Raw genomic sequence first — 23,502 nt, 5'->3', positions numbered from 1 at the left:
CGTGCGGGTGCGCTCAGTCCTTGATGCGGGCGACGAGTCCGTCGATGAACGCGGCCCACTCGGTCCGCCCGGCGGGCTTGCCGGGGATGCCGGGCCGGGTCTGCCAGGGCAGCGGCCCGTCCGCCCGCCGGTACTCGACGCCGATCGCGTCCAGCCGGGGCAGGTGCGCGGCGAGGCGGGCGCGGAAGTCGGCGACGTCGCGTTCGCCGGTGCTCCAGAGCGCTTCGGCGACGGCGCACAGGCGGGGGAAGGCGTAGTAGTCGACGGTGCGCGGGGAGTCCATGTGCTCGGTCCAGATGTTGGCCTGTCCGCCGATGACGCGGGCCGCCTCCTCGGCGGTGAGGCCGTCGGGCACCGGGTCGAAGCGGTAGGTGTCCTCGAGGGTGAGCGGGACGGCGAAGGGGATCGGCTCGTCCGGGTGCTCGGACTGGCGGTAGTCGAGGTAGACCTGGTCGTCGGGGCAGGAGACGACGTCGTGGCCGCGGCGGGCCGCGGTGCGGGCGCCGGTCAGGCCGCGCCAGGAGGCGACGACGGTCCCGGCGGGGACGGGGCCCTCCAGGATCTCGTCCCAGCCGAAGACCCGTCGGCCGTGCCGGGCGAGGTGTTCGCCGAGTCGTTCGATGAACCAGCCCTGCAGCGCGCTCTCGTCCGCCAGGCCGCGCTGCCGCATCAGGTCCTGGGTGCGGTCGTCCGCGCGCCAGTGGTCCTTGGGGCACTCGTCGCCGCCGAGGCCGATGTGCGGGCTGGGGAACAGCTCCATGATCTCGTCGAGGACGCCGCGGAAGAAGTCGACGGTGGCTTCCTCCGCGTTGAGGATGTTCGGGTTGATCCCCCAGCGGGTGCGGACCTCCGACGGCGCACCGGGGAGCCCGAGTTCGGGGTAGGCGGCGATGGCGGCCTGGGTGTGGCCGGGAACGTCGATCTCGGGGACGACGGTGATGTGCCGTTCGGCGGCGTAGGCGACGATCTCGCGGACGTCGTCCTGGGTGTAGTGGCCGCCGTGCGGCCGGCCGTCGCCGGGGGCGTCCTCGGCCGCGCCGAGCTGGGACTCGCGGCGCCAGGAGCCGACCTCGGTCAGCCTCGGGTAGCGGCGGATCTCCACCCGCCAGCCCTGGTCGTCGCTCAGGTGCAGGTGCAGCACGTTGAGCCGGTGCAGCGCGAGCAGGTCGATGAACCGGAGCAGGTCCCGCTTGGGCATGAAGTGCCGGGCGACGTCGAGCATCGCGCCGCGCCAGGGGAACCTCGGCCCGTCCTCGACCGTCACGGCCGGCACCGCCCAGCGCTGTCCGGGCACCCGGGCGCGGCGGTGGACCGCCGGCGGCAGCAGTTGGAGCAGGGCCTGGCAGCCGTGGAAGGCGCCGGCCGGGGCACCGCCCTCGATCAGCACGCTCGCGTCGGTGACGGTGAGGCGGTACGCCTCGGGGGCGAGGTCCGCGCGCAGCGCCAGGCTGATCGGGTGCCGGGCGGCGGGGTCGAGGGGCAGGGGCAGTCCGGTGGCGGGGCGCAGCGCGCCCTGGAGCCACACGGCGGTCGGGGTGAGCTCGGGGTGGGCGGTGATGGCGGCGGTCTCGTCGAGGAGGAACTCGCCGGCGCCGGTCCTGAGCGAGGCGGGGCGGGGCAGCAGCATGGGGGAGTTCAGCCTTTCACGGCGCCGGCGGAGACGCCGGAGACGAGCTTGCGCTGGACGAGCAGGAAGAAGACGACGACCGGGAGGGAGAAGACGACCGAGCCGGCCATCTGTCCGCTGAAGTCGGTGCCGGTGGTGGGCGTGCTGAAGGAGGCCAGCCACACGGGCAGCGTGTAGTGGTCCTGGTCCTTCATGAAGGTGAAGGCGATCAGGTAGTCGTTCCACGCCGTGATGAACGCGAAGACGCTGGAGGCGACGACCCCGGGGGCGACCAGCGGGAAGAGGATCTTGTACAGGACCTGCCAGGTGGAGGCTCCGTCGATGCGGGCGGCCTCCTCGATCTCGACCGGGACGGCGATGAAGAAGCCGCGCATCACCCAGATGGAGAACGGCAGCACGATCGCGACGTAGGCCAGGATCAGCCCGGTGTACGTGCCCAGCAGGCCCATCCGATTGAAGACCAGGAACGTCGGGATGAGGAGTGCGGAACCGGGCAGCATCTGGACGATCAGAATCGCCACCATGATGCTGCGGCGGCCGCGGAACCTGAACCGGGACAGCGCGGCGGCCGCGAACATGCCCAGCACGACGGCGAGCAGCACGGTGCCGCCGACCACGATCAGGCTGTTACACAGATTCTGCACGAAGGAGGTCTGGTTGATCGCCGCGTCGAAGTTCGCCAGCGTCGGGGACTTCGGGAGGAACAGCGGGGTCGAGGTCATCGCCTCGGAGCGGGGCTTGAAGGCGGTGTTGACCATCCAGTAGACCGGGAAGACCCACACCAGGCAGAAGGCGATCGCCAGGGTGTTGGACAGCCAGCCGCCCTTGGACGTCGCGGCGCCGTTGCGGCGCGGGCGGCGCGCGGTACCGGCTCCTCGCGGGTTCACGGTTCCTCCCCGGTTCTCGGGTCCTCGCCGGTTCACAGGTCCTCCCCGGAGCGCAGCAGTTTGCGGATGTAGAGGGCGGTGATCGCGACCAGGATGGCGGTGGTGATGACCGACAGCGCCGCGCCCTGGCCGATCTTGAAGCCGACGAAGGCGGTCCGGTAGGCGAAGATGCCCAGCGTGGTGGTCGCGGAGTCGGGGCCACCCGCGGAGACGAGCCAGATCTGGTTGAAGACGTTGAAGTCCCAGATCACCGACATGAGGGTGACCAGCATCAGGGTCGGGCGCAGGAACGGCAGGACGATGGACCACCACACCCGCCACTCCCCCGCGCCGTCGAGCCGGGCGGCCTCCTGGAGTTCGACCGGGAACTGGGTCAGCGCGGCGTACAGCGTCAGGGCGATGAACGGCACGGCCTGCCAGACGACCAGCAGCCAGATCGACAGGGCGGCCAGGAACGGGTCGTTGGCCCAGTCGGTGCTGGTCATGTCGCCGAACAGGTGGGTCTGGGTGATCAGCCAGTTGACGACGCCGTAGCCGGGCTGGAAGAGCCACTTCCACACCAGGGAGGAGGCCACGGTCGGCATCGCCCAGGCGAGGACCAGCACGAGCGTCACCGTCGTGCGCAGCACCGTCCCCAGCCGGGTGAGGAGTTGGGCGACCGCGGCGCCGACCGCGATGCTCCCGGCCACCATGGCGGACGTGAACAGGATGCTGCGCAGCAGCGCGTCCCAGAACCGGGAGTCGCCGAGCAGCACGCCGTACTGGCGCAGGCCGACCAGGTGGTAGGTGCCGGTGAACAGCGAGCGCTGGTCGTAGTCGGTGAAGGAGGTGTAGACCAGGAAGACGATCGGCGCGATGGTGACGGTGAGCATCACCAGGCCGGCCGGGGAGAGCAGCCACCAGGGGGCCCGGGAGGGACGCCGGGGCGGTGCGGGGGCGGGCGGTGGCGGCCGGCGGGCCGGGCCGGCGCGGGGAGTTGGGTCGTCATGGGTGTTCTCTCGTCCGGTCGGGGCGGGGTGGGGCGGGGCGCCCCGAGCCGGTCGGGGCGCCGGGGGCACTACTGACCGGCGTTGAGCGCCGTGTCGGCGGCGGTGTCGAACGCGTGCGCGGCGTCCTTGGCGCTCTTGCTCCCGGAGGCGAGGGCCGCGAAGAGGTTGTTGATGTCCTTGTTGCCCTCCAGCTGCGCCCAGTTGGCGTTGGCCGGGGTGGCCTTGGAGTTGAGGGCGGCGGTGAAGAACGCCTTCTTGAGGTCGCCGACCTGGTCCGTGGCGGCCTTGATGCCTTCGGTGCTGTTGGGGATGAAGCCCTCGTGGCCGACGACCCACTTGCTCTGGACGTCCGGGCTGGCGGCGATCTTCGACCAGACCAGTGCCAGGTCGGCGTTGGCGCTGCGGGCGGCGATGCCCCAGTCGGAGCCGCCGATCATGACGGGCTGGGTCTTTCCGGACTTGCCCGGCATCGGGAAGGTGCCGAGGTCGGCGTCGGTGAGCTTGGGGTTGGCCTTCTGGATGCGCCCGACGAAGCCGCTGGTGGCGATGATGGCCGAGGCCTTGCCGTCGGCGAAGACCTGGACCTGGTCGGGGCCGGCGGCGTCGACGGTCTGCGAGGCCGGGGTGGAGAACTGGTTCTGGAAGGCCTTGAAGTCGGCCAGGCCGGCCTGCGCCTGGTCACTGCCGAGGCCCGCGGTCCACTTGGCCCCGGACCGGGTGGCGAGGTCGCCGCCCGCGTCCCAGACGAACTGCATGCCCGCGTACCAGTTCTGGCCGGGGAAGTAGAGCGGCGAGAAGTCTGCGGCGGGGTGGGCCGCCTTGACCTTGGCGAGGTCGTCGGTCAGTTCCGCGAAGGTGGTGGGCGGGGCGGTGACGCCGGCGTCGGCCCACATGGTCTTGTTGTAGATCACCGCGCGGGCGCCGGCGAACCCGGGGACGGCGTAGAGCCGGCCGTCGACGGTGGCCGGGTCGACCAGGCCCGGCAGCCAGGTCTGACCCTGCTTCAGGTCGGCGGCGTAGGCGGTGAGGTCCTTGAGTCCGCCGTTGGCGGCGAAGCTGGCGACCTGGGTGTTGCCGAGGTCGAGGACGTCCGGCGGGTTGGAGGTGGCGAGCGCGGTGGTGACCTTCGTCTCGATGCCGTCCCAGGCCTGCACCTGGACGTTGACCTTGGCGCCGGTCTGCTGGGTGAACGCGTCGTTGACGGCCTGGAGCGACGGGTCCGAGTAGTCGCCGTCCATCACCCACACGGTGAGGGTCCGGCCCTCGCCCTTGACCGCGTCGACGGGCTTCGGCCCGGAGTCGGCGCCGGTGTCGGTGGCGGCGGAGGAGCAGGCGCTCAGCGCGAGCGCGGCGGACAGGGCGAGGACGGCGGCCGGGCCGCGTCTGGAGTGGTTCATGTCGTTCCCAGGGTTCGGACCCGGCGGGGTGGCCGGGCGGTGCGGGGGACCAGCGGTGGGCCGGCCGGAGTGCGGGCGCGCGGACGGGGCCGCGCGGCCCGTCGGTGGTTTCGGCCGGGGGTCTGAGGGGGGCGGAGCGGGTCAGAAGACGCCGAGCTCCGCGGCGATGACCAGCGATCCCGCGCCGAGCAGCAGGAGGTCCGGGTCGGGCAGCGGGCGGATGCTCAGCGCGTTGCCGATCGGCGCGAGGGTGCGGGAGCGGACGGTCTCGACGGCGGCGTCCAGGAACGGACCGCCCGTCAGTTCCGCGGGGCCGGTCAGGATGATCTCGTTGAGGTTGAGCACGCACACGATCGGGGCGAGCACGGTGCCCAGCGCCTGGCCGGCGCGGGCCAGCACCGCCGGCCGGTCGGCCTCGGGCACCCGGGCCAGGCGGCGGCGCAGCGCGGTGGCGTCGATCAGCGGGTCGAGGCAGCCGGTGCGCCCGCAGACGCACGGCTCGCCGTCCTCCTCCACGGTGACGTGCCCGATCTCACCGGCGGCGAACTGTTCGCCCTCCACCAGCGCTCCGCCGACGACGAGCCCGGCGCCCACGCCGTGCTCGGTGGCGACGACCATCAGGTTCTGCGCCCGGCTGCGCTGGTAGCGGGTCACGGCCAGGGCCGCGGCGTTGACGTCGTTGCCGACGTGGGCGGGCAGGTGGAAGCGGTCGGACAGCCGCCGGGCCATCGGCAGGTCGTGCCAGCCCAGGTGCGCCGCCTGCCGGATGACGCCCCGGTCGTCGACGATGCCGGGGCTGGCCGCCCCGATGCCCAGGACCCGGCCGGGCGCCCGGGCGACCAGGTCGGCGGCCAGTTCCTCGACCAGGTCGGCGGCCCGGTCCGCGAGCGCGTCGCCGATCGGCAGCTGCGCCCGCTCGACCACCTCGCCGCGCAGGTTCAGCAGCGCGCCGCGGAAGTGCTCGGCGTGCGAGAGGTCGAGCGCCACCAGGTGCGCGGCGTCGTCCTGGATCTCCACCAGCACCGACGGCTTGCCGCGCCGCCGCTGCGCCCGCGCGTCCGGCCCGGTGTCCGCGACCAGCCCGTCGGCCCGCAGTTCGGCGATCAGCGCGGAGACCGTCGGCGCGGTCAGGCCGGAGGCCCGCACCAGGTCGGCCCGGCTCATCGCGCCGTCGTGGAACAGCGCCGCCAGCAGCAGCGCACGGTTGTGCGGACGGCTGTCCTGCGTCTGCGCCTTGGTCCGCCCCGCCGGGGGACGCGCTCCCGACGGCAGGTCGAACAGGCCGCGCGGAACGCGGGCCGACGCGGTGGGCGCGGTGGGCGCGGTGGGCGCGGAACGGGCGGGACCTGCCACGGGACACCTCCTCCGGGGAGCGGAAGCCGTTTTTCTTAGGTGGCTTTAGTTAATGTGCCACGAATGTTCGAGGCTCCGACCGGCGACTGTCAAGCCCCCTGCCGCGATTGCGAGTTCTCTTGACACGAGCCGCCACTGCCCGCAGAGTTTGCACAAAGCTGCTCGATATGACCACCAAGCAAGCACCTTTGATCATCAAGTGGACGGCGTCCGCCCCCGGTCCCCCGGCGGGCCCACCGTGCCTATCGCGCCCACCGCGCCCGCCGTCGCCACCGACCGACCGCGAGGAGGACGGACCGGAACCGGGCGGCGGGATACTGCTGCAATGTCAGATCATCGGACCGCAGCTCCCGTCGGGCCCGCCCCGGTCGGGTCCCCCGCCCCGCCGCCGGACCGGCCCTCGCTGCGGCGCGACGCCTCGGTGCCCGCCCTGCTGGCCGGCCTGGTGTGCATCGCCGTCTCCTTCTCCGGCCCGCTGGTCGTGGTGCTCGCCGCGGCCGCCGCCGGACACCTGGACCAGGCGCACACCGCCTCCTGGATCTGGGCGGTGTCGATCGGCAGCGGACTGACCTGCCTGCTGCTCAGCTGGTGGACCCGCACCCCCGTCATCACCGCCTGGTCGACCCCCGGCGCGGCCCTGCTGATCGGCAGCCTCGGCGCGTACCCCTACCCGGAGGCGGTCGGCGCGTTCCTGCTCAGCTCGGTCGCCGTCGCGCTGTTCGGCGTCACCGGCCTGTTCGGACGGCTGATCAGGGCGATCCCGACCGGCATCGTCAACGCCATGCTGGCCGGCATCCTGTTCGCCTTCGGCGCGGGCATCTTCACCGAACTGCGCGCGGCTCCCGCCCTGGTGCTGGGCAGCTTCGCCGTCTTCCTGCTGGCCAAGCGCCTGCTGCCGCGCTACGCCGTCCCGCTGGCCCTGCTCGCGGGCGCGCTGCTGGCCGCGGCCACCGTCGGGCTCCCGCTGCACCTGGGCTCCGGCGGCCCCACCCACCCCGTCTGGACCACCCCGGCGTTCTCCTGGCCCGCCGCCGTCGGCCTGGCCCTGCCGCTCACCATCGTCGCGCTGGCCTCGCAGAACGCCCCGGGCCTCGGCATCATGCGGGCCTCCGGCTACGCGCCCGACGACCGGCTGCTGGTCGGCGCGACCGGCGGCCTGTCGGTGCTGCTCGCCCCGTTCGGCTCGCCCGGCGTCAACCTGGCGGCCATCACCGCCGCGATCTGCACCAGCCCCGAGAGCCACCCGGACCCCCGCCGGCGGTACGTGGCCGGCATGTCCGCGGGCCTGCTCTACCTGCTGGTCGGCAGCTTCGGCGGCGTCCTGGTCAGCCTGTTCACCGGCCTGCCGCACGCCCTGATCGCGGTGATCGCGGGCGTCGCCCTGCTGGCCTCCTTCCAGGGCAGCCTGGCCTCCGCCGTCGCCGAGGAACGGGGCCGCGACGGCGCGGTGGTCACCTTCCTGGCCACCGCCTCCGGCATGACCCTGTTCGGCATCGGCGCCCCGTTCTGGGGCCTCCTGCTGGGCCTGGCCACCCACACCGTCCTGACCCGCCGACACCCGCACTGACCCGACCGGCCCGGCAGCGCCGACGGGGTGTCAGCGGCGGCCGGTGCCGGTGCGGCACTCACCCCCGTCACCAGGTGGCGGGGGCTCCGGGGGCACCGGCGGGCAGGGCCCGGTCGGGCGGGTGGACGAGGTAGACGATGCCGCCGCCGGACAGCCAGACGCGTTCGAAGTCGCCGCGCGGATAGGTCCTGCGGACCGTGTCGTCGGTCGGGGAGAGCGGGTCGTTGACGATCACGTCGCCGTGGGCGGTGAAGCCGCGCACCACCATGATGTTGCCGGCCGCGGCGTAGCCGCCGAGTTCGCTGCTGCGTGCCGCCTGCGCGGTGGCCACCGGGATGCCGGCGAGGATGAAGCGTTCGAGTTCGGTCAGGGAGCGCAGCCGGGTGACCAGGCCGAGCAGGCCGTACCTGGCCGGGTAGGCGGCGTTGAACGCCCAGTTGCCGCAGCCGCGGTAGGCGTAGTCGTAGACGGCCCGGGCGGTGAAGTCGACGTCGGGTGACGGGTCCCGGGGGTCGAGCCAGAGCAGGTCGTCGGCGGCGGGGCCGCGGCCGAAGTACGCGGTGAGCATCGCGGTGCAGGCCGGACCCGCCCAGGCTTCGCCGCCCCCGTCGTACTGCGGGCAGTGTCCGGTGTGGACCTCCTGGGAGCGCTGCGGCACGTCCAGGACGGTGCCCCAGGCTCCGCCGGGGCCGCTGGTGCGTCGGGGCGGGCCGGCGGGCGCCGGGCGGGAGGCCAGCACGGCGAGGGAGTGCAGGGCCGCCGGCGGGGTGTCCACCGCGGCTTCCCCGGCGGGGAGTTCGCCGTTCTCGGCGCGCAGCAGCACCGCGCGGACCCGGAAGGCGGCCACCGGTCGGCCGGGGGCGGCGGTGAGGGTGTCGACCTCGACGGTTCCGAAGGCGTCGGTCTGCCCGGGGACGGTGGTGCGGTGCACGACCTCGTCGCCGGGCGCCCAGCGGGCCATGGTGAACCAGCCGGACTCGGCTCCCGCCGCGTCGCGCACCTGGAGGTCCACCGTCAGCCTGGTGCCGACCGGTCCGGTGGCCGTCCAGGAGGGCACCAGGTCGTGGGCGCCGAGCGCGCCGTCCGGGTCGAGGCCGACCGGAGTCCAGGGCGAGGTCCAGCGGGCGTACTGCCACGTCCCGGGGCGGTGGCCGAACGGGTCGGCGTACGGTTCGGAGCCGATCGCCCCGTCCCAGACCAGGGCGGTGCGCCCGGGGAACGCCGGGGCGGCGGCGGTGGGGCGGAGTCCTTCGGGGGTTCCGGCGGCGAACCGGTCGGCACCGTCCCAGCGGTGCAGTGCGGCCGTGCCGTGGTCCGGTGCGGCGCCGGCGGGCCGCGGGCGGGGGGTGGGCCCGCCCGGCGTGTGCCCTGTCATCGTGCTGTCCTGGCTCTCTGGCCGTCGGGCCGGTCGTGGGGGCCGACGGCCGGGCCGTCGGCCCCCACGCTACCGGCCTCAGCTGCCGGTCGGAACGGGCGTCCAGCTCGGTACGAGCCGGACGTCGTCGGCGTTGACGAACATGAACCGCTGGCCGAACTGCACCTGGTAGTACACGTTGGTGCCGCGGACCACGGTGTGACTCGCCCGGTCGAAGGTGGTGGAGTAGTAGTACTCGCCGTGGACGGCCCCGCCGAAGGAGTACCGCTGCCCGGGGAGCAGTTGGTACGGCAGCGGCGAGATCGCCTGCGGGGTGATGCCGGCCGGGTAGGCGGACGCCTCCGGGTAGGCGCGGCCGTACACCGGCACCGAGGTGCGGCCGGGCTTGGCGACCACGGTCAGGCCGAGCGCGGGCAGGGCGGTCGGCTCGGCGGACGGGTTGCGGAACCAGCCCTTCTGACCGAGGTACCAGATCGCGGTCCAGTCGCCGGAGCGGTCGGCGACGGCGTACTGCTGGCCGGTGCTGACCCGGGCGGCGTGGTTGTAGACCGACCAGTCGCCGGGGGCCGGGCGGATGCCGATGTCGGTGACCAGCGGGGCGTCGTCGCGCGGCGCGGTGCGCAGGGTGATCGAGGCGGAGCCGTGCACGGGGCACAGGTCGGCCGGGGTGTCGCCGCAGTAGTAGGGCTCGGTGTTGGCCGCGTAGTCGGGGTCGATGGTGACGAGTCCGGCGGTCCGGGCGTCGCCGACGGCCCGGAAGGGGCGGCCGAGCAGGTCGAAGTAGTGGTCCCAGTCCCAGTACGGGCCGGGGTCCTGGTGCATGCCGGGGATGGTGCCGGTGGTGGTGCCGGGGACGTCGTCGTGGCCGACGACGTGCGCGCGGTCCAGCGGGACGCCGTACTTGCCGGACAGGTACCGCACCAGCTTCGCCGAGCTGCGGTACATCGCCTCGGTGTACCACTGGCCGCCCTGGGCGAGGAAGCCCTCGTGCTCGATGCCGACGGACTTGGCGTTGACGTACCAGTTGCCGGCGTGCCAGGCCGCGTCCTTGGGGTCGACGTGGTTGGCGACGTGGCCGTCGGCGGAGCGGATCGTGTAGTGCCAGGAGACGTACGTCGGGTCCTGGACCAGTTTCAGGGTCGGGTCGTAGAGCGTCTCGGTGTCGTGGATGACGATGTAGTCGATCTTCTGGTTGAACGGCCGGTCGGACAGGTCGTGGTTGCCGTAGTCGCCGGGGTCGTCGGAGAGCTGCTGGTAGGGGGCGGGGACCCACTCGCAGCCGAGGGTGGCCGGGCAGTCCGCGCCGTCGACGGTGTGCCGCAGGTGCAGGCGGGCCAACTGCTCGGTCCGCGGGGTGATCCGGGCCGCGGCGAGGGCGACCCGGCCGCCGCCGGCGTCGGTCTGCCGGGCCTGTCCCTCGGCGATCACCTCGAACACCTCGTCGGCGAACTGGCGGGCGGTGGCCTCGTCGTCCGCGCCGGAGTAGCGGGCCACCGCGCCGTACCAGGCCGCGGGGTCGGCGGAGGCGCCCTCGCCGAGCGCGGCCTGGTGGGCGGCGAGCAGGGCGGCGCCGGCGCGGATGTTCGCGGCCGGGTCGGTCCTGAGCTGCTGGGGGGTGGCGCCGGTCAGCCGGGCGGCCTCGGCCAGGGTCTCCAGCCGGGGGGCGGTGGCGTCGGCCGGGTCGGCCCGGGGTTCGGCGACGTGCTGCGGGGCGTCGTCCTTGCCGCGCGGGTCGCCGGTGCCGTCGGCGGCGCCTGCGCCGGTGCCGTCGCCGTGGGGCGGGAGCGCGGCGAGCGCGCCCGCGGCGTCGGTGAGGTGCATCGGGCCGTAGCCCGCGTCGGTGCTGGGGGTGCCGCCGTGGGTGTCCCAGCGGGTCTCCAGGTAGGAGACGCCGAGCAGCACCTGGAGCGGGACGTGGTACTCGGCGGCGGCGGCGGTGAAGGCCGCGGCCCGCTCACCGCCGGGAGCCGGTTCGGCCGCCCGGGCCTGGGGGGCGACGGCGAGGGCGGGCAGCAGGGCGGCCGCGGCCGCCAGCGCGGTGCGGCCCCGGAGGGCGGTGCGGCGCGCGGACCGGGCGGGCGGCTGGGACGGTTGTGGCATGGGGGCGGTGCTCCTTGTCACGGGGATGACGGGTCGGGGCGGAGCAGCGGTCCGCGCGGACGGGCGGGACCGGTGGTGCGGGCGCCGGGCCCCGAGCGGGGCGGCGCCCCGTCAGGGGGCCTTGCCGGTGGCGGTTCAGGGGGTTTTGCCGGTGACGGTCCAGGGGGTTTTGCCGGTGACGGTTCAGGGGGCCTTGCCGGTGGCGGTGCCCTGCGCCGGTACGGCTCCCGCGGGCAGCGGGAAGTGGCAGGCCGTCGGGTGGTCGGCACCGGGCCGCACGGTCAGTGCGGGTTCCTCCTGCGCGCAGCGGTCCCGGGCCTGCGGGCAGCGGGTGCGGAAGCGGCAGCCGGACGGCGGGTCGGCCGGGGAGGGCAGGTCGCCCTCCAGGAGTTCGACCGCTGTGCCGCGCAGGGCCGGGTCCGGCACCGGCACCGCCGCCAGCAGCGCCCGGGTGTAGGGGTGGTGGGGCGAGCCGTAGACCTGTTCGCGGGTGCCGGTCTCGACGATCCGTCCGAGGTACATGACGGCGATCCGGTCGCAGAGGTACTGCACCACCGCGAGGTCGTGCGCGATGAACAGGCAGGCCAGGCCGAGGCGTTCGCGCAGGTCGGCGAGGAGGTTCATGACCTGGGCCTGGACCGAGACGTCGAGCGCGGAGACCGGTTCGTCGCACAGCAGCAGTTCCGGGCCGAGCGCCAGCGCCCGGGCGATGCCGACGCGCTGGCGCTGTCCGCCGGAGAGCTGGTGCGGGTAGCGGTCGGCGTGGGCCGGGTCCAGGCCGACCAGGCGCAGGAGTTCGGCGACCCTGGCCCGGCGCCGGTCGCGGGGCAGCACCTCGGGGTGGATGTCCAGCGGCTCGGCGACGATCCGGCCTACGGTCATCCGCGGGTCGAGGGAGGAGTACGGGTCCTGTAGGACCATCTGCATGCGGCGGCGCAGCGCGTGCAACTGCCGCCGGTCCAGCGCGAACAGGTCCTGCCCGTCGATCTCGACGGTGCCGGTGCTCGGGCGCTCCATGCCCATGAGGACGGAGGCCAGCGTCGACTTGCCGCAGCCGGACTCGCCGACCAGGCCGAGCGTCTCGCCGCGGCGCAGCTCCAGGTCGACGCCGTCGACGGCCCGCACGGCGCCCGCGCCGCGGCGGCGGAACGGGCCGTGGCCGAGCGGGTAGTGCTTGGCGAGGCCGCGCACCCGCAGGATCGGCGGGTCCGGGTCCGGGTCCGGCAGGATCGGCGGGTCCGGGTCCGGCGGGTGCGGGACGGCGCCGGCGGCGGGGTCGGCGGGGTCGGCGGGGGCGCCGGTCTCGGTGCTCACGGTCGTCCTCCTCGGGCCAGGACCTCGTCGGTGAAGTGGCAGGCGCTGCCGCGCTGCCCGGCCGCCCCGCCGACGGGCAGCAGGGCGGGCCGTTCCACCGCGCAGCGGGCCCGGGCGGCGGCGCAGCGGGGGTGGAAGGCGCAGCCGGCCGGCAGGTGGGCGAGGTCCGGCGGGGAGCCGGGGATGGGCACCAGCCGTCGGCCGGGGCGGTCCAGGCGCGGCACCGACTCCAGCAGTCCCCTGGTGTAGGGGTGGGCGGGGGCGGCGTACAGGCGGGGTGCGTCGGACTCCTCGACGACGCGCCCCGCGTACATGACGGTGATCCGGTCGGCGACGGAGGCGACCACGCCGAGGTCGTGGGTGATCAGCAGCAGGCCCATGCCGCTCTCCCGCTGGAGGTCGGCGAGCAGCCGCATGATCTGGGCCTGGACGGTGACGTCGAGGGCGGTGGTCGGTTCGTCGGCGATGACGACCTCGGGGTCGAGGGCCAGTGCCATGGCGATCATGACGCGCTGGCGCATGCCGCCGGAGAACTGGTGCGGGTAGTCGTCGACCCGGCGGGCGGCGGCGGGGATGCGGACCCGGTCCATCAGGGCGACGGCCTCGGCCCGGGCGGCGCGGCGGCCGAGGCCGCGGTGGACGCGGAACATCTCGCCGAGCTGGTGGCCGACGGTGAGCACGGGGTTGAGTGCGGACAGCGCGTCCTGGAACACCATGGCGATCCGGGTGCCGCGGACCTTGCGGTGCTCGGTGTCGGAGAGTTGCAGCAGGTCGCGGCCGTGCAGGCGGACGGCGCCGCGGGTGATCCGGGCGGGCGGGGTCGGCAGCAGGCCCATGACGGCCTGGGCGGCCACCGACTTGCCGGAGCCGGACTCGCCGAGCAGGGCGAGGGTCTGTCCGGCGTGCAGCGTGTAGCCGAGGCCGTTGACGGCCCGGACGGTGCCGCGCGGAGTGCGGAACTCGACGTGCAGGTCGTCCACTTCCAGCAGCGGGGGCGCGGGCGGGGAACCGGCGGGCACGGGGGCGCTCACCTCAGCTTCGGGTCGTAGGCGTCGCGGACCGCGTCGCCGAGCAGGATGAAGCTCAGGACGGTGGCCGACAGGAACAGGGCGGGGAAGGCCAGCAGGTGCGGGTGGTCGAGGAAGTAGCTCTGCGCGGTGTTGAGTTGCAGGCCCCAGCTGACCTGCGGGTACTGGAGTCCGACGCCGAGGAAGTCGAGGGTGGCCTCGCCGGAGATGACGTTGCCGACGTTGAGCATCGCCACCACGACGACCGGCGTGATCGCGTTCGGCAGGACGTGCCGGAGCATCAGCCGGGCCGGGCGGGCCCCGGCCATCCGGGCGGCCCGGACGTAGTCGGCGTCCCTGACCGCGATGGCCTGGGAGCGCATCACCCGGGTCATGGTGCTCCAGCCGAGCGCGACCAGGACGAGCGTCATCGCGCCCAGGCCGTGCCGGGGGAAGGCGACCAGGATGACGGTGGCGCCCAGGACGAACGGCAGGCCGAAGGCCACCTCGGTGGCGCGCGAGAGCAGGCTGTCCACCCAGCCGCCGTAGAAGCCGGCCACCAGGCCGAGCACCACGGACACCAGCAGCGCACCGGCGGTGACCGCGATCCCGGCGAGCAGCGAGGGGCGGCTGCCCCGGACGACCTGCGCCAGGTAGTCGCAGCCCTGGAGGTCGTAGCCGAAGGGGTGGCCGCCGGTCGGGCCGAGTTTGGAGCGGGCGAGTTCGCAGCGGCCGTCGTCGTCGGTGAGCAGCGCGGTGAACAGGCCCGGGGCGGCGGCCATCAGGCCGATCAGCGCGATCACCGCCAGGCAGGCCCACACCAGCGGGCGGGAGCGCAGCTGCCGCCAGGCGTCGCGGCTCAGCGAGGCGGGCGGGCCCTGCGGCGGCGCGTCGGCGTCGGTGCCGGCGGCGGGCAGCAGCAGGTCCTCGGTCGGGCTCGGCGGGTGGGGGCTAGACATGGCGGATCCTCGGGTCGAGCAGGCCGTAGAGGACGTCGACGACCAGGTTGGCCAGGACGAACACCAGCACCAGGGCGGTGGTGATGCCCACCACGGTGGGGCCCTCGCGCAGTTGGATCGACTGGAAGACCTGCTGGCCGATGCCGGGGAGGTTGAAGATGTACTCGGTGACGATCGCCCCGGCCATCAGCGAGCCGAGTTCCACGCCGAGGAAGGTGACGACCGGGATCAGCGAGTTGCGCAGCGTGTGCCCGACCACCACCCGGCGGCGGCTGAGCCCCTTGGCGTCGGCGGTGCGCACGTAGTCGGCGCGCAGGTTCTCCACCAGGGAGGCGCGGGTGAGCCGGGCGACGTAGGCCAGGCCGAAGGAGGCCAGCACCAGGCCGGGCAGCAGGTAGGCGGTGGGCCAGCCGGCGTCGCCGCCGGAGACCGGGAACCAGCCGAGCCGGACGCCCAGGACGAGTTGGGCCAGGTAGCCGACGATGTAGACGGGCACCGCGATGACCACGGTGGTCGCGCCGAGCACCAGGTTGTCGGCCCAGCGGCCCTTGTTGAGGCCGGCCCAGACGCCCAGGGCGATGCCGAGGACGACCTCGAAGAACCAGGCGGTCAGTCCGAGCCGGACGGTCACCTGCCACCGCTGCGCGATCACCTCGCCGACCGGCTGGCCGCGGAAGGTGGTGCCGAAGTCGCCGGTGAGCAGGCCGCCGAGGTACTTGGCGTACTGCACCACCAACGGGTCGTCCAGGTGGTAGCGCCGGTGCAGTTCGGCGAGCACGGACGCGGGGACGGGCCGGTCGCCGGCCAGGCCCTGGATCGGGTCGCCCGGCAGGACGAACACCAGGGCGTAGATGAGGAAGGTGGTCGCCAGCAGCACGGGTATCGCGTGCAGCAGGCGCCGGGCGACGAATCTGCCCATGGGAGGCTGCCCCCGGGGGTCGGGGCCCGCCGGGCCCGGGCGGGTGCCGGGGCCGGGCGGACGGGCGTACGGGGTGCCCGCGGCGGCCCGCCGGCCGCCGCGGGCGGTCAGTGCCGGACGGTGACCTGGTCGAGGTGGAGTCCGGTGACGTACGGGTCGATCAGCACGTGGCCGACCTTGTCGCTCCAGGCCGACTGGTCCTGCCAGTTCCACAGCGGGATCAGCGGCATCTCCTGGAGGGCCAGGTCCTCGGCCTGCTGGTAGGCGGCCAGGCCGTCCTTGCCGTCCCGGGCGGCGTTGCCCTGGGCGAGGAGCGCGTCGAACCGCGGGTTGCTCCAGCCCATCCGGTTGTCCGGGTTGTAGAGGCCGTCGAGGTAGTTCTGCATGCTCGGGTAGTCGATCACCCAGTTCTGGCGGTAGGGGCCGGTGCCCTGGCGCTTGTTGAGGATCGGGCCGAGGTCGGCGGAGGCCATCTTCTTGAAGGTGATGTCCTGGATGCCGAGGTTCTGCTTGAGCTGGTTGGCCACGGCGGTCATCCACTGCTCGTACGTGGGGTCGGAGTTGGAGAAGTACAGCTCCAGCGGGCCGCTGAAGCCGCCCGCCTTGTCGAACAGCGCCTTGGCCTTGGCCGGGTCGTAGGCGCACGCCTCGCCGCAGGCGTGGTCGCGGTGGCCGGGGATCATCGGGGCGACGATCGAGTCGGCCGGCTTGAAGACGCCGTTGTAGATGGCCTGGGTGACGCCGGGGCGGTCGATGGCCATCGAGAGGGCGCGGCGCAGGTCGGGGTCCTTGAAGCGCGGGTCCCACAGCGGCAGGCCGAGGTAGTCCATGGTGCCGCTGGGCCGGACCGAGTAGCGGTCGCCGAAGGCCCGCTTGGCCTCGGGGGCGCGGGCGGCGGGCACGGTCGTCATGACGTCGACGTTGCCGGCCTGGAGTTCGGTGAAGGCGGTGTCCTTGCTGGTGAAGATCTTGAAGGTGACGCCGTCCGCCATCGGCTTGCGGCTGCCCGCGTAGGAGGGGGACTTCTTCAGCGCGATCTGCTGGTCGTGCGCCCAGTCGCCGTCCATCCGGAACGGGCCGTTGCCGATCGGGTGGGCGTCGAACGCCTTGGGGTCGGTGAACGCGGCCTTGGGCAGCGGGGCGAAGGCGGTGAACGCCAGCATCATCGGGAACTGGCTGAACGGCGCGGACAGGGTGACCTGGAGGGTGGTGTCGTCGACGACCTTCAGGCCGGACAGCTTGTCCGACCCGGGCTGCTGTCCCTCGTCGGGGTTGAGGTCGGCGTAGCCCTCGATCTGGGCGAAGTAGTAGTTGGACTCCCAGCCGTTGGGGCCGTACGCGGCGGCGTTCCAGGCGTCCGCGAAGCTCTGCGCGGTGACCTTCTCGCCGTTGTGGAACACGCCGTCCGGGCGCAGCTTGACCGTCCAGACCTTCTGGTCCGTCGACTCGACCGACGCGGCCGCCAGCGGCAGGACGTGGCCGTCCTTCGGGTCGAGGGTGACCGGGGTGTCGAAGAGGCCCTGGATCACCTGGATCGCGTAGCTGTCGGTGGTCTGGCCCGGCGTCAGGTGGTTGGGCTCGGTCAGGGCGACGGTGTAGGTGCCGCCGGGGGTGCCGGGGCCCTCGTCGGCGGACTCCTTGCCGCCGCTCGCGGTGCCGCCGCAGGCGGTGAGCGCCAGGACGAGGGCGGTGGCGACCGCGAGGGCCGACATCGGGCGCGCGGAGCGCGAGGGTCTGTGCATGGCCGCTGTGTTCCTCTCGGTTCCCGCCGGCGGGGCGGGAAGGGGGTACCGGAGACGGGGGTTGCGGTGCGGGTGCGCGGGGAGCGGGGGCCGTCGGCCGCACTGCCGTCCGGGGCGGGGCGTACCGGTGGGCCGGTACGGGCCGCTGTCCTCCGCGGGCCCCCACCGTAGGGGCGGGCCCGCGTCCGCGACGATGGACGGGATGTCGATGGCCGTCGGCACCGGGCCGACACTCTGTCGAACCGTCGGGCGCCGTCGGCCGCCGGGCGGAACCGCGCCGCCACCGGCGGGCGGCGGACCGCGAGCGGGTGCGGCGGGAGGGCGGCGGCCGGGTCGGCCCGGAACGCGTCCGGGGAGGGCGCGGCGCCGTGGTGCAGGGGCCATCGGCGCGGGCGGGGCCGTGGTTCGCGGGTCGTGGTTCGGGTGCCGTGACGGGTGGCCGCGGGGCCGGGAAGTTGCCTGGCAGTGGAATCCGGCCCGCGCGGTGGCGGATTCCTTGACGGGGCGCGTGACGCACCCGGCACAGTGGGCGCTCTCCGCCGGGGCCGCGCCGTCCGTGCCGCCGCGCGCTCCCGCCCCGCCCCTCCCGCCTCCCTCCTGGAGCTGCCATGTCGCCGTCCGGTTCCCCCCGCCGTTCCCCCGCCCCGTCGCGGCGGTCGGTGCTCTCCGCGCTGGCCGTCGTCGCCTCCGGCACCTGTGGCGGGTTGCTGGCCGCCGCGGGCACCGGGCACGCCGCGGGCACCGGCCCGGTGGCGGCCGGGCCCAAGGCGCAGCTGCGCGGCGTGTGGATCGCCTCGGTCGTGAACATCGACTGGCCGTCCGAACCGGGCCTCCCGCCGGAGCGCCTGCGCACCGACTTCCTCGGGCAGTTGGACCGGGCCGTCGCCCGCGGGCTGAACGCCGTCTTCGTGCAGGTCCGGCCGACGGCGGACGCGTTCTGGCCCTCCCCGTACGAGCCGTGGTCGCAGTGGATCACCGGGGTGCAGGGCCGGGACCCGGGCTGGGACCCGCTGGCGTTCATGGTCGGGGCGGCGCACGAGCGCGGCCTGGCCTTCCACGCCTGGTTCAACCCGTACCGGGTCTCCATGCAGCCGGACGTCACCGCGCTGGTGCCCGACCACCCGGCCCGCACCCACCCGGAGTGGACCGTCTCCTACGGCGGCAAGCTGTACTACAACCCGGGGGTGCCGGCCGCCCGCCGCTTCGCCCAGCGGGCGATGCTGGACGCGGTGCGCCGCTACGACGTCGACGGGGTGCACTTCGACGACTACTTCTACCCCTATCCGGTCAGCGGCCAGGACTTCCCCGACGACGACGCGTTCGCCGCGTACGGCGCGGGCTGGGCGGACCGGGACGCCTGGCGCCGCCACAACGTGGACCTGATGGTCCGTGAGATGCGGGACCTGGTGCGCGCGGCCCGGCCGGAGGCGCACTTCGGCATCAGCCCGTTCGGGGTCTGGCGCAACGACACCAGCGACCCGGCGGGCTCCCCGACCCGGGCGTTCCAGTCCTACGACGGCCTGCACGCCGACACCCGCGGCTGGATCGCCCGGGGGTGGCTGGACTACATCGCCCCGCAGCTGTACTGGCACATCGGGCTGGCCGTCGCCGACTACGGCGCGCTGGCGCCGTGGTGGGCCGCCCAGACCGCCGGCACCGACACCCTGCTGTGGATCGGCCAGGCCGTGTACAAGGTCGCCGACCCGGCCCAGCCCGCCCCTGGCAGGACCCGGCCGAGCTCTCCCGGCACCTCGACCTGAACGCCACGCTGCCGCAGGTCAGCGGCGACATCCTGTTCAGCGCGAAGGACACCTGGGCCGACCGGATCGGTGCGGTCAGCCGCCTGCGGGACGACCACTGGCAGCGGCCCGCGCTCGTCCCGCTGCTGCCCGGCTGGCCGGCGGCGCCGCCCCGGGACGGCCCGGGGTGCGGGTCCGGCGCGGCGGCGCGGACGGGCTGGACCTCGGCGTCCGGGACGGCGGCGGCCCGGACGGCCGGGGCCGGGAGGGCGGTCGGCCCGTGCCGTTCCGGTACGCGGTCTACCGCTACGACGCGGCTCCGGGGCGCGACCCGGTCCTGGACGCCGCCCACCTGGTGGCCGTCGTCCCGGCGGCCGTCGGCCGGTTCGAGGAGCCGGAGGGCGCGCGCGACGCCTGGTACGTGGTGACCGCCGTCGACCGGGTCGGCCGGGAGGGCCTGCCGAGCGCCGCCGTCCGCACCCGGGCCCCGCACGCCGCCGCCGGGTAGCCGCGGTCAGGCGGGTTCCAGCCCCGCCACCGTCCGGTGCAGCCGCCGGGCCTCGGCGGGCGTCGCGCCGGCCCGCAGCGCGAGGGCGGCGAGGGCGGCCGCCCCGGTCGCCCCGTCCCGGGCCGGGACGGTGGCGGCGCCCCGGTCCCGCAGGACGGCCGTGACCCGGTCGGCGAGCAGGGTGGTGCCGGTGAGCAGGCCGCCGGCCAGGACGACCGGCAGGGCGGCGAAGTCGGGTCCGGCCGCGTCGGCGAGCGAGTCGAGGGTGCGCAGCAGCAGCTGGGCGCCCTCGGCGACGATGCGGTCGGCGATCCGGTCCCCGTTCCTGGCCACGGCGTCCACCAGCGGGGCGAGGCGGGCGAGTTCGGCGGGCGGGGCGGCGTGCACGGCGGTGACCATCCGCCGCGCCAGTGCGGTGCCGGTGCCGTCGGCTCCGCCGGTGTCGACGCCGAGCGCCCGGGGCAGGACGTCCAGCAGGGCCGTCGCCGGTCCGCGGCCGTCCAGGGCGGCGAGCGCGAGGACGACGGCCTGCCGGCCGAGCCAGACGCCGGAGCCCTCGTCGCCCAGCAGCCAGCCGTAGCCGTCGCGCCGGGCGATCCGGGCCCCGCCGCGGTACAGGGCGGCCACCGCCCCGTTCCGGACAGCAGGAGCAGCGCGTCGGGCGGTCGGTGGCCCCGGCGACGGCTGCGGCGAGGTCGTCGCCGACGGCGGGCGCACCGGGCAGGCGGGCCTGCCGCCAGACCCGGGTGGCCATGTCGCGGTAGGTGCTGCCGTCCTCCCCGGCCGCTCCGGCGAACGCCAGGTGACCGGCGGCGATCCGGTGGCGGTCGATGCCGCCCAGTGCGTCCTCCAGCGCCTGGCGCAGCGCTCCCGCCGGGTCCGGGCTGGACCGCAGGTTGCCGCCGGGGCCCTGGCCGCGGGCCCGCACGCGCCCGTCCAGGCCGACGACCGCGCAGCGGGTGCCGGTGCCTCCGGAGTCCACCCCGATCACCAGCGGGACGGACGTGGTCGGGGTGGTGGGCATCGGCGCGTTCCTGTCTTCCGTGGTGGGGGTGGTGGTCCGGGTGGAGCGGGGGCCGGTGCGGCCGGCCCCCGCGGACGGTCAGTCCCAGGTGCGGCCGTGCACGCCCCGCGGCGGCGCGGGTTCGTCCGGCTGTCCGGTGCCGCCGCGTTCGACCCGGGCGCGCGGCTGTTCGGCCGGGGCGGGGCCCGTCGCGAGCCGGACGGCGATCTGGTCGATGACCGGGCGCGGGCTGGGCGCGACGAAGTCGTTGACCAGGACGGCGAAGGCGAGCTTGCGGCCCTCGGGTGAAGTGACGTACCCGGCGAGGGTGTTGACGCCGCTCATCGAGCCGGTCTTGGCGTGGACGTTCCCGGCCGCCGCGGTGCCCTGCATACGGGTGGCCAGGCTCCCGCCGACCATCCGGTCGGGGTTGCCCGCGATCGGCAGCGCCTCGTACCAGGTGGCGAACCAGGGCTGCGTGCGCGCGTAGGTGAGCAGCGCGGTGTAGCGGTCGGCGGTGACCAGGTCGTAGCGGGACAGGCCGGAGCCGTCCGCCTGGCGGGTCGGGGTGGTGTCGAGGCCGTTGCGGTGCAGGAAGTCGGCGATCCGGGCGAGGCCGGCGGGCCAGCTGCCCTGACCGGCCCCGGTCCGGCCCAGCTCCTTGACCAGGTGTTCCGCGATGCCGTTGTTGCTGAGTTTGAGGAACGGCACCAGCAGGTCGCCGAGCGGCGCCGAGTCGTGGTGGGCGACCTGCCGGGCGCCCGCGGGGGTGGTGGTGGCGGCCGGTTCGCGGCCCGGCAGGCCCAGGACGCGCACGCCGTGCCGGGCCAGCGCGGCGGCGAAGACGTGGGCGGTGGCCTCGGCCGGGTCGTCGACGGTGACCCACTCGTCGTCGGGGCCGTTGTCGGCGGGCAGGCTGCCGGAGAGCACGATCTCGCCGGTACCGTGGCGGCGGGTGACGTCGACGCTGTAGTCGCCGCCGGCCGGGCCGGTGGTGACGCTGCCGGTGATCTTCACCCGGTGTCGGCGGGGACGACCCGCACGGCGGCGGGCTTGCCGGGCTCGCCCGGGGTGAGGGTCACCTGGAGGGTGCCCATGTCGTAGTCGGTGTCGCCGGCGAGGGTCAGCGCGGAGATCTGCGGGCTGTAGTAGTACGGCTCGTCGTCCCAGGCCCAGCCGCTGCCCAGTGGCACGTCGTCGTAGCGGGAGGCGTCGTAGCCCAGCGAGCCGGTCACCAGGCGCACGCCGCTGTCGGCGACCTGCCGGGCCAGCGCGTCGAGGTCCTGGCTCAGCAGGCTCGGGTCGCCGCCGCCGCGCAGGACGAGGTCGCCGCGCAGGACGCCCGCGTCGCTGCGGCCGGTGGCCAGGACGTCCGTGCCGAAGCGGTAGCCGGTGCCCAGGGCGTCCAGGGCGGCGGCGGAGGTGACCAGCTTCATGGTGGAGGCGGGCAGCACCAGGTGCTGGGAGTCGTGCGCGTACAGGACCTCGCCCGTCTCGGTGTCCACCACCTTCACGGCGGCCGTCGCGCCGGCCAGTCGCGGGTCGGCCAGCAGCCGGTCGAGGTCGGCGGTGAGCGCGGAGGAAGCGGCGGCGGACGCGGGCGGCGCGCTGCCGCCGGGGGCGGCCACGGCCAGCAGCGCGGCGGCCAGGGCGGCGGCCACCGGCAGGGCGAGGCGGCGCGGGAGGAGGCGCATGCGGGGTTTCCTGTTCGTCGGGGCGGGGCGGGCGGGGCGGGGCGGGCGGGGCGTCGGGTCAGTAGGAGCAGCCGGTGGTCGGCAGCGACTGCGGGGACGGCGGGGTGGTGCCGTCCCAGAGCGCGGCGAGCAGCTGCTGCGGGCAGACCGAGACGCCGCCGCGGAAGATGCCGAAGTGCAGGTGCGGGCCGGTGGTGTTGCCGGTGTTGCCGGTGTAGGCGACGAGTTGGCCGGGCGTCACGCGGGTGCCGGTGGCGACCAGGCGGCTGTTGAGGTGGCAGTACTGGTAGGTGACGCCGTCGTCGCCGTCGATGGCCAGGCCGTAGCCGCAGGCGTCGTCCACCCCGCCGTTCTGGCGGGCGGTGCCGGAGGTGACGGCGAAGGCGTCGGTCCACTCGACGACCGGGATGTCGTCGGCCGGGTAGTCGTGGTGCGGCTGGAGGATGCCGTCGCGGCCGCCGGAGACGGCGCCCTTGGGCACCACGAAGGCGTAGCCGCCGTGGACGCCGCCGCTGCCGGCGGGCGCGCCGAGCAGGTACTGCCAGGTGGTGAGGCCGACGGTGCTGCCGCCGGTGAGCTGCCGGCCCGCCTTGAAGTCGTCCACGGCGGTGGTGGTGGCCCCGGCGAACACGCCGTCGGTGGGCACGTCGTAGCCGATCTCCTGGAGCTGGAACTGCACGGCCCGGACGGCGTTGTCCTGGGTGTCGCCGGGCGAGACGGTGACGACCAGCCTGGCCCAGGTGTTGGGGCCACCACGCCGTCGGCGGTCAGGCCGTTGGCGCTCTGGAAGGCGACGACGGCGCTCTTGGTCTGCGCGTCGAAGTAGCCGCCGGCGACCAGGGTCTGACCGCGCTGGCGCAGCAGGAACTGCAGGCTGGCGACGTCGTTTCCGCCGGCGCCCTGGGCGAGCACCGGCCAGGCGGGGGCGGCGGCGTGGGCGGGCAGCGCGGTGCCCAGGAGCGTCAGCAGCGCGGCCAGCAGCGCGGCGGCGAGGCGCGCGGGGGTGGCGCGCAGCGTGGTGCGTGGGGGGCGGGTGGTGCGCAACGTCGTTTCCTGCCTCTCGGTGGGGGGTGGAGGTGGGGGGGTGGAGGTGGGGGGGTGGAGGTGGGGGGGTAAAGGTGGGGAGTGCGGAGGCGCGGGCGGGTGGCGCGCCGTCAGGAGGCGACCAGCGCCAGCCAGGTCGGCTTGAGCACGCCGCCGTCGGCGGGCAGGCCCTGGGCGCTCTGGTAGGTCTGCGCGGCGCTGCGGGTGCCGGGGCCGAACTGGCCGTCCACGGTGAGCGCGGCGCCGTGCGCGTTCAGTCCGACCTGGGCGGCCTTGAC

Annotated in this window: 19 protein-coding genes and 2 pseudogenes; 3 read left to right on the top strand and 18 right to left on the bottom strand. The window is 74.8% G+C overall.

The window, feature by feature from the left end:
* Positions 1–13: 13 nt before the first annotated feature.
* The 5 genes from QMQ26_RS27095 to QMQ26_RS27075 form a co-directional block, all read right to left on the bottom strand.
* Positions 14–1,627, bottom strand: a complete 1,614-nt coding sequence (locus QMQ26_RS27095; protein ID WP_282202997.1) for a beta-N-acetylhexosaminidase — start codon at positions 1,625–1,627, stop codon at positions 14–16.
* Between the two features lie 8 nt (positions 1,628–1,635).
* Complete coding sequence (locus QMQ26_RS27090; RefSeq protein ID WP_282202996.1) at positions 1,636–2,514, bottom strand: carbohydrate ABC transporter permease; 879 nt, start codon at positions 2,512–2,514, stop codon at positions 1,636–1,638.
* A gap of 32 nt (positions 2,515–2,546) precedes the next feature.
* The gene (locus tag QMQ26_RS27085) at positions 2,547–3,386 is read right to left on the bottom strand and encodes a carbohydrate ABC transporter permease (protein ID WP_282202995.1); all 840 of its coding nucleotides are present in this window, start codon (positions 3,384–3,386) and stop codon (positions 2,547–2,549) included.
* 185 nt (positions 3,387–3,571) lie between these two features.
* A complete protein-coding gene (locus QMQ26_RS27080; protein WP_282202994.1) occupies positions 3,572–4,900 on the bottom strand; it encodes an extracellular solute-binding protein in 1,329 nt (442 codons plus the stop codon).
* Positions 4,901–5,041: 141 nt separating this feature from the next.
* Positions 5,042–6,253, bottom strand: a complete 1,212-nt coding sequence (locus tag QMQ26_RS27075) for an ROK family transcriptional regulator (protein WP_282202993.1) — start codon at positions 6,251–6,253, stop codon at positions 5,042–5,044.
* A 325-nt stretch (positions 6,254–6,578) separates the two neighbouring features.
* Between QMQ26_RS27075 and QMQ26_RS27070 the strand changes: the two genes are divergently transcribed.
* A complete protein-coding gene (locus QMQ26_RS27070; protein WP_282202992.1) occupies positions 6,579–7,820 on the top strand; it encodes a benzoate/H(+) symporter BenE family transporter in 1,242 nt (413 codons plus the stop codon).
* A gap of 67 nt (positions 7,821–7,887) precedes the next feature.
* Here QMQ26_RS27070 and QMQ26_RS27065 read toward each other — a convergent pair whose 3' ends face one another.
* From QMQ26_RS27065 to QMQ26_RS27035, 7 genes are all read right to left on the bottom strand, one after another.
* Entirely contained in the window at positions 7,888–9,195 is a 1,308-nt protein-coding gene (locus tag QMQ26_RS27065) for a C39 family peptidase (protein WP_282202991.1), read from the bottom strand.
* Between the two features lie 78 nt (positions 9,196–9,273).
* Positions 9,274–11,295 carry an N-acetylmuramoyl-L-alanine amidase gene (locus QMQ26_RS27060; RefSeq protein ID WP_282202990.1) on the bottom strand — a complete coding sequence of 674 codons (2,022 nt, stop codon included), beginning with the start codon at positions 11,293–11,295 and terminating at the stop codon, positions 9,274–9,276.
* A 183-nt stretch (positions 11,296–11,478) separates the two neighbouring features.
* Positions 11,479–12,522, bottom strand: a complete 1,044-nt coding sequence (locus QMQ26_RS27055; protein ID WP_404814214.1) for an ABC transporter ATP-binding protein — start codon at positions 12,520–12,522, stop codon at positions 11,479–11,481.
* Between the two features lie 83 nt (positions 12,523–12,605).
* On the bottom strand, positions 12,606–13,628 hold the full coding sequence (locus QMQ26_RS27050) for an ABC transporter ATP-binding protein (protein WP_282202989.1): 1,023 nt from the start codon (positions 13,626–13,628) through the stop codon (positions 12,606–12,608).
* A gap of 8 nt (positions 13,629–13,636) precedes the next feature.
* On the bottom strand, positions 13,637–14,575 hold the full coding sequence (locus QMQ26_RS27045; RefSeq protein WP_282202988.1) for an ABC transporter permease: 939 nt from the start codon (positions 14,573–14,575) through the stop codon (positions 13,637–13,639).
* Positions 14,568–15,494, bottom strand: a complete 927-nt coding sequence (locus QMQ26_RS27040) for an ABC transporter permease (RefSeq protein WP_100840014.1) — start codon at positions 15,492–15,494, stop codon at positions 14,568–14,570. The genes QMQ26_RS27045 and QMQ26_RS27040 overlap by 8 nt, the downstream gene beginning before the upstream one ends.
* 107 nt (positions 15,495–15,601) lie before the next feature.
* Positions 15,602–17,236 (bottom strand): peptide ABC transporter substrate-binding protein, encoded by a 1,635-nt coding sequence (locus QMQ26_RS27035; RefSeq protein ID WP_100840015.1) that lies wholly within the window; start codon positions 17,234–17,236, stop codon positions 15,602–15,604.
* Between the two features lie 608 nt (positions 17,237–17,844).
* On the opposite strand from QMQ26_RS27035, the pseudogene QMQ26_RS27030 reads away from it, so the two are divergent.
* Positions 17,845–19,118, top strand: a pseudogene (locus QMQ26_RS27030) (glycoside hydrolase family 10 protein); the annotation flags it as partial.
* 44 nt (positions 19,119–19,162) lie between these two features.
* Complete coding sequence (locus QMQ26_RS27025) at positions 19,163–19,483, top strand: hypothetical protein (RefSeq protein WP_282206708.1); 321 nt, start codon at positions 19,163–19,165, stop codon at positions 19,481–19,483.
* 6 nt (positions 19,484–19,489) lie between these two features.
* On the opposite strand, the gene QMQ26_RS27020 is transcribed toward QMQ26_RS27025, so the two are convergent.
* The 6 genes and pseudogenes from QMQ26_RS27020 to QMQ26_RS38345 form a co-directional block, all read right to left on the bottom strand.
* Positions 19,490–20,110 (bottom strand): BadF/BadG/BcrA/BcrD ATPase family protein, encoded by a 621-nt coding sequence (locus QMQ26_RS27020; protein ID WP_282202987.1) that lies wholly within the window; start codon positions 20,108–20,110, stop codon positions 19,490–19,492.
* A gap of 475 nt (positions 20,111–20,585) precedes the next feature.
* Positions 20,586–21,503: a D-alanyl-D-alanine carboxypeptidase/D-alanyl-D-alanine endopeptidase gene (dacB, locus tag QMQ26_RS27015; protein WP_282202986.1), complete on the bottom strand. Its 918-nt coding sequence runs from the start codon at positions 21,501–21,503 to the stop codon at positions 20,586–20,588.
* On the bottom strand, positions 21,500–22,180 hold the full coding sequence (gene dacB / locus QMQ26_RS27010; RefSeq protein ID WP_282202985.1) for a D-alanyl-D-alanine carboxypeptidase/D-alanyl-D-alanine endopeptidase: 681 nt from the start codon (positions 22,178–22,180) through the stop codon (positions 21,500–21,502). Before dacB (QMQ26_RS27010) ends, dacB (QMQ26_RS27015) begins: the two co-directional genes overlap by 4 nt.
* A 58-nt stretch (positions 22,181–22,238) precedes the next feature.
* Positions 22,239–22,859 (bottom strand): M23 family metallopeptidase, encoded by a 621-nt coding sequence (locus QMQ26_RS27005; RefSeq protein WP_282202984.1) that lies wholly within the window; start codon positions 22,857–22,859, stop codon positions 22,239–22,241.
* Positions 22,860–22,990: 131 nt separating this feature from the next.
* Positions 22,991–23,092, bottom strand: a pseudogene (locus QMQ26_RS38350) (hypothetical protein); the annotation flags it as partial.
* Between the two features lie 242 nt (positions 23,093–23,334).
* On the bottom strand, positions 23,335–23,454 hold the full coding sequence (locus QMQ26_RS38345) for a peptidoglycan-binding domain-containing protein (RefSeq protein ID WP_404814212.1): 120 nt from the start codon (positions 23,452–23,454) through the stop codon (positions 23,335–23,337).
* Positions 23,455–23,502: the final 48 nt, after the last annotated feature.

Origin of the sequence: Kitasatospora fiedleri, from assembly GCF_948472415.1 — a bacterium.
Classification (GTDB): Bacteria; Actinomycetota; Actinomycetes; order Streptomycetales; family Streptomycetaceae; genus Kitasatospora; species Kitasatospora fiedleri.
This window is presented reverse-complemented; position numbering and strand designations above follow the sequence as displayed.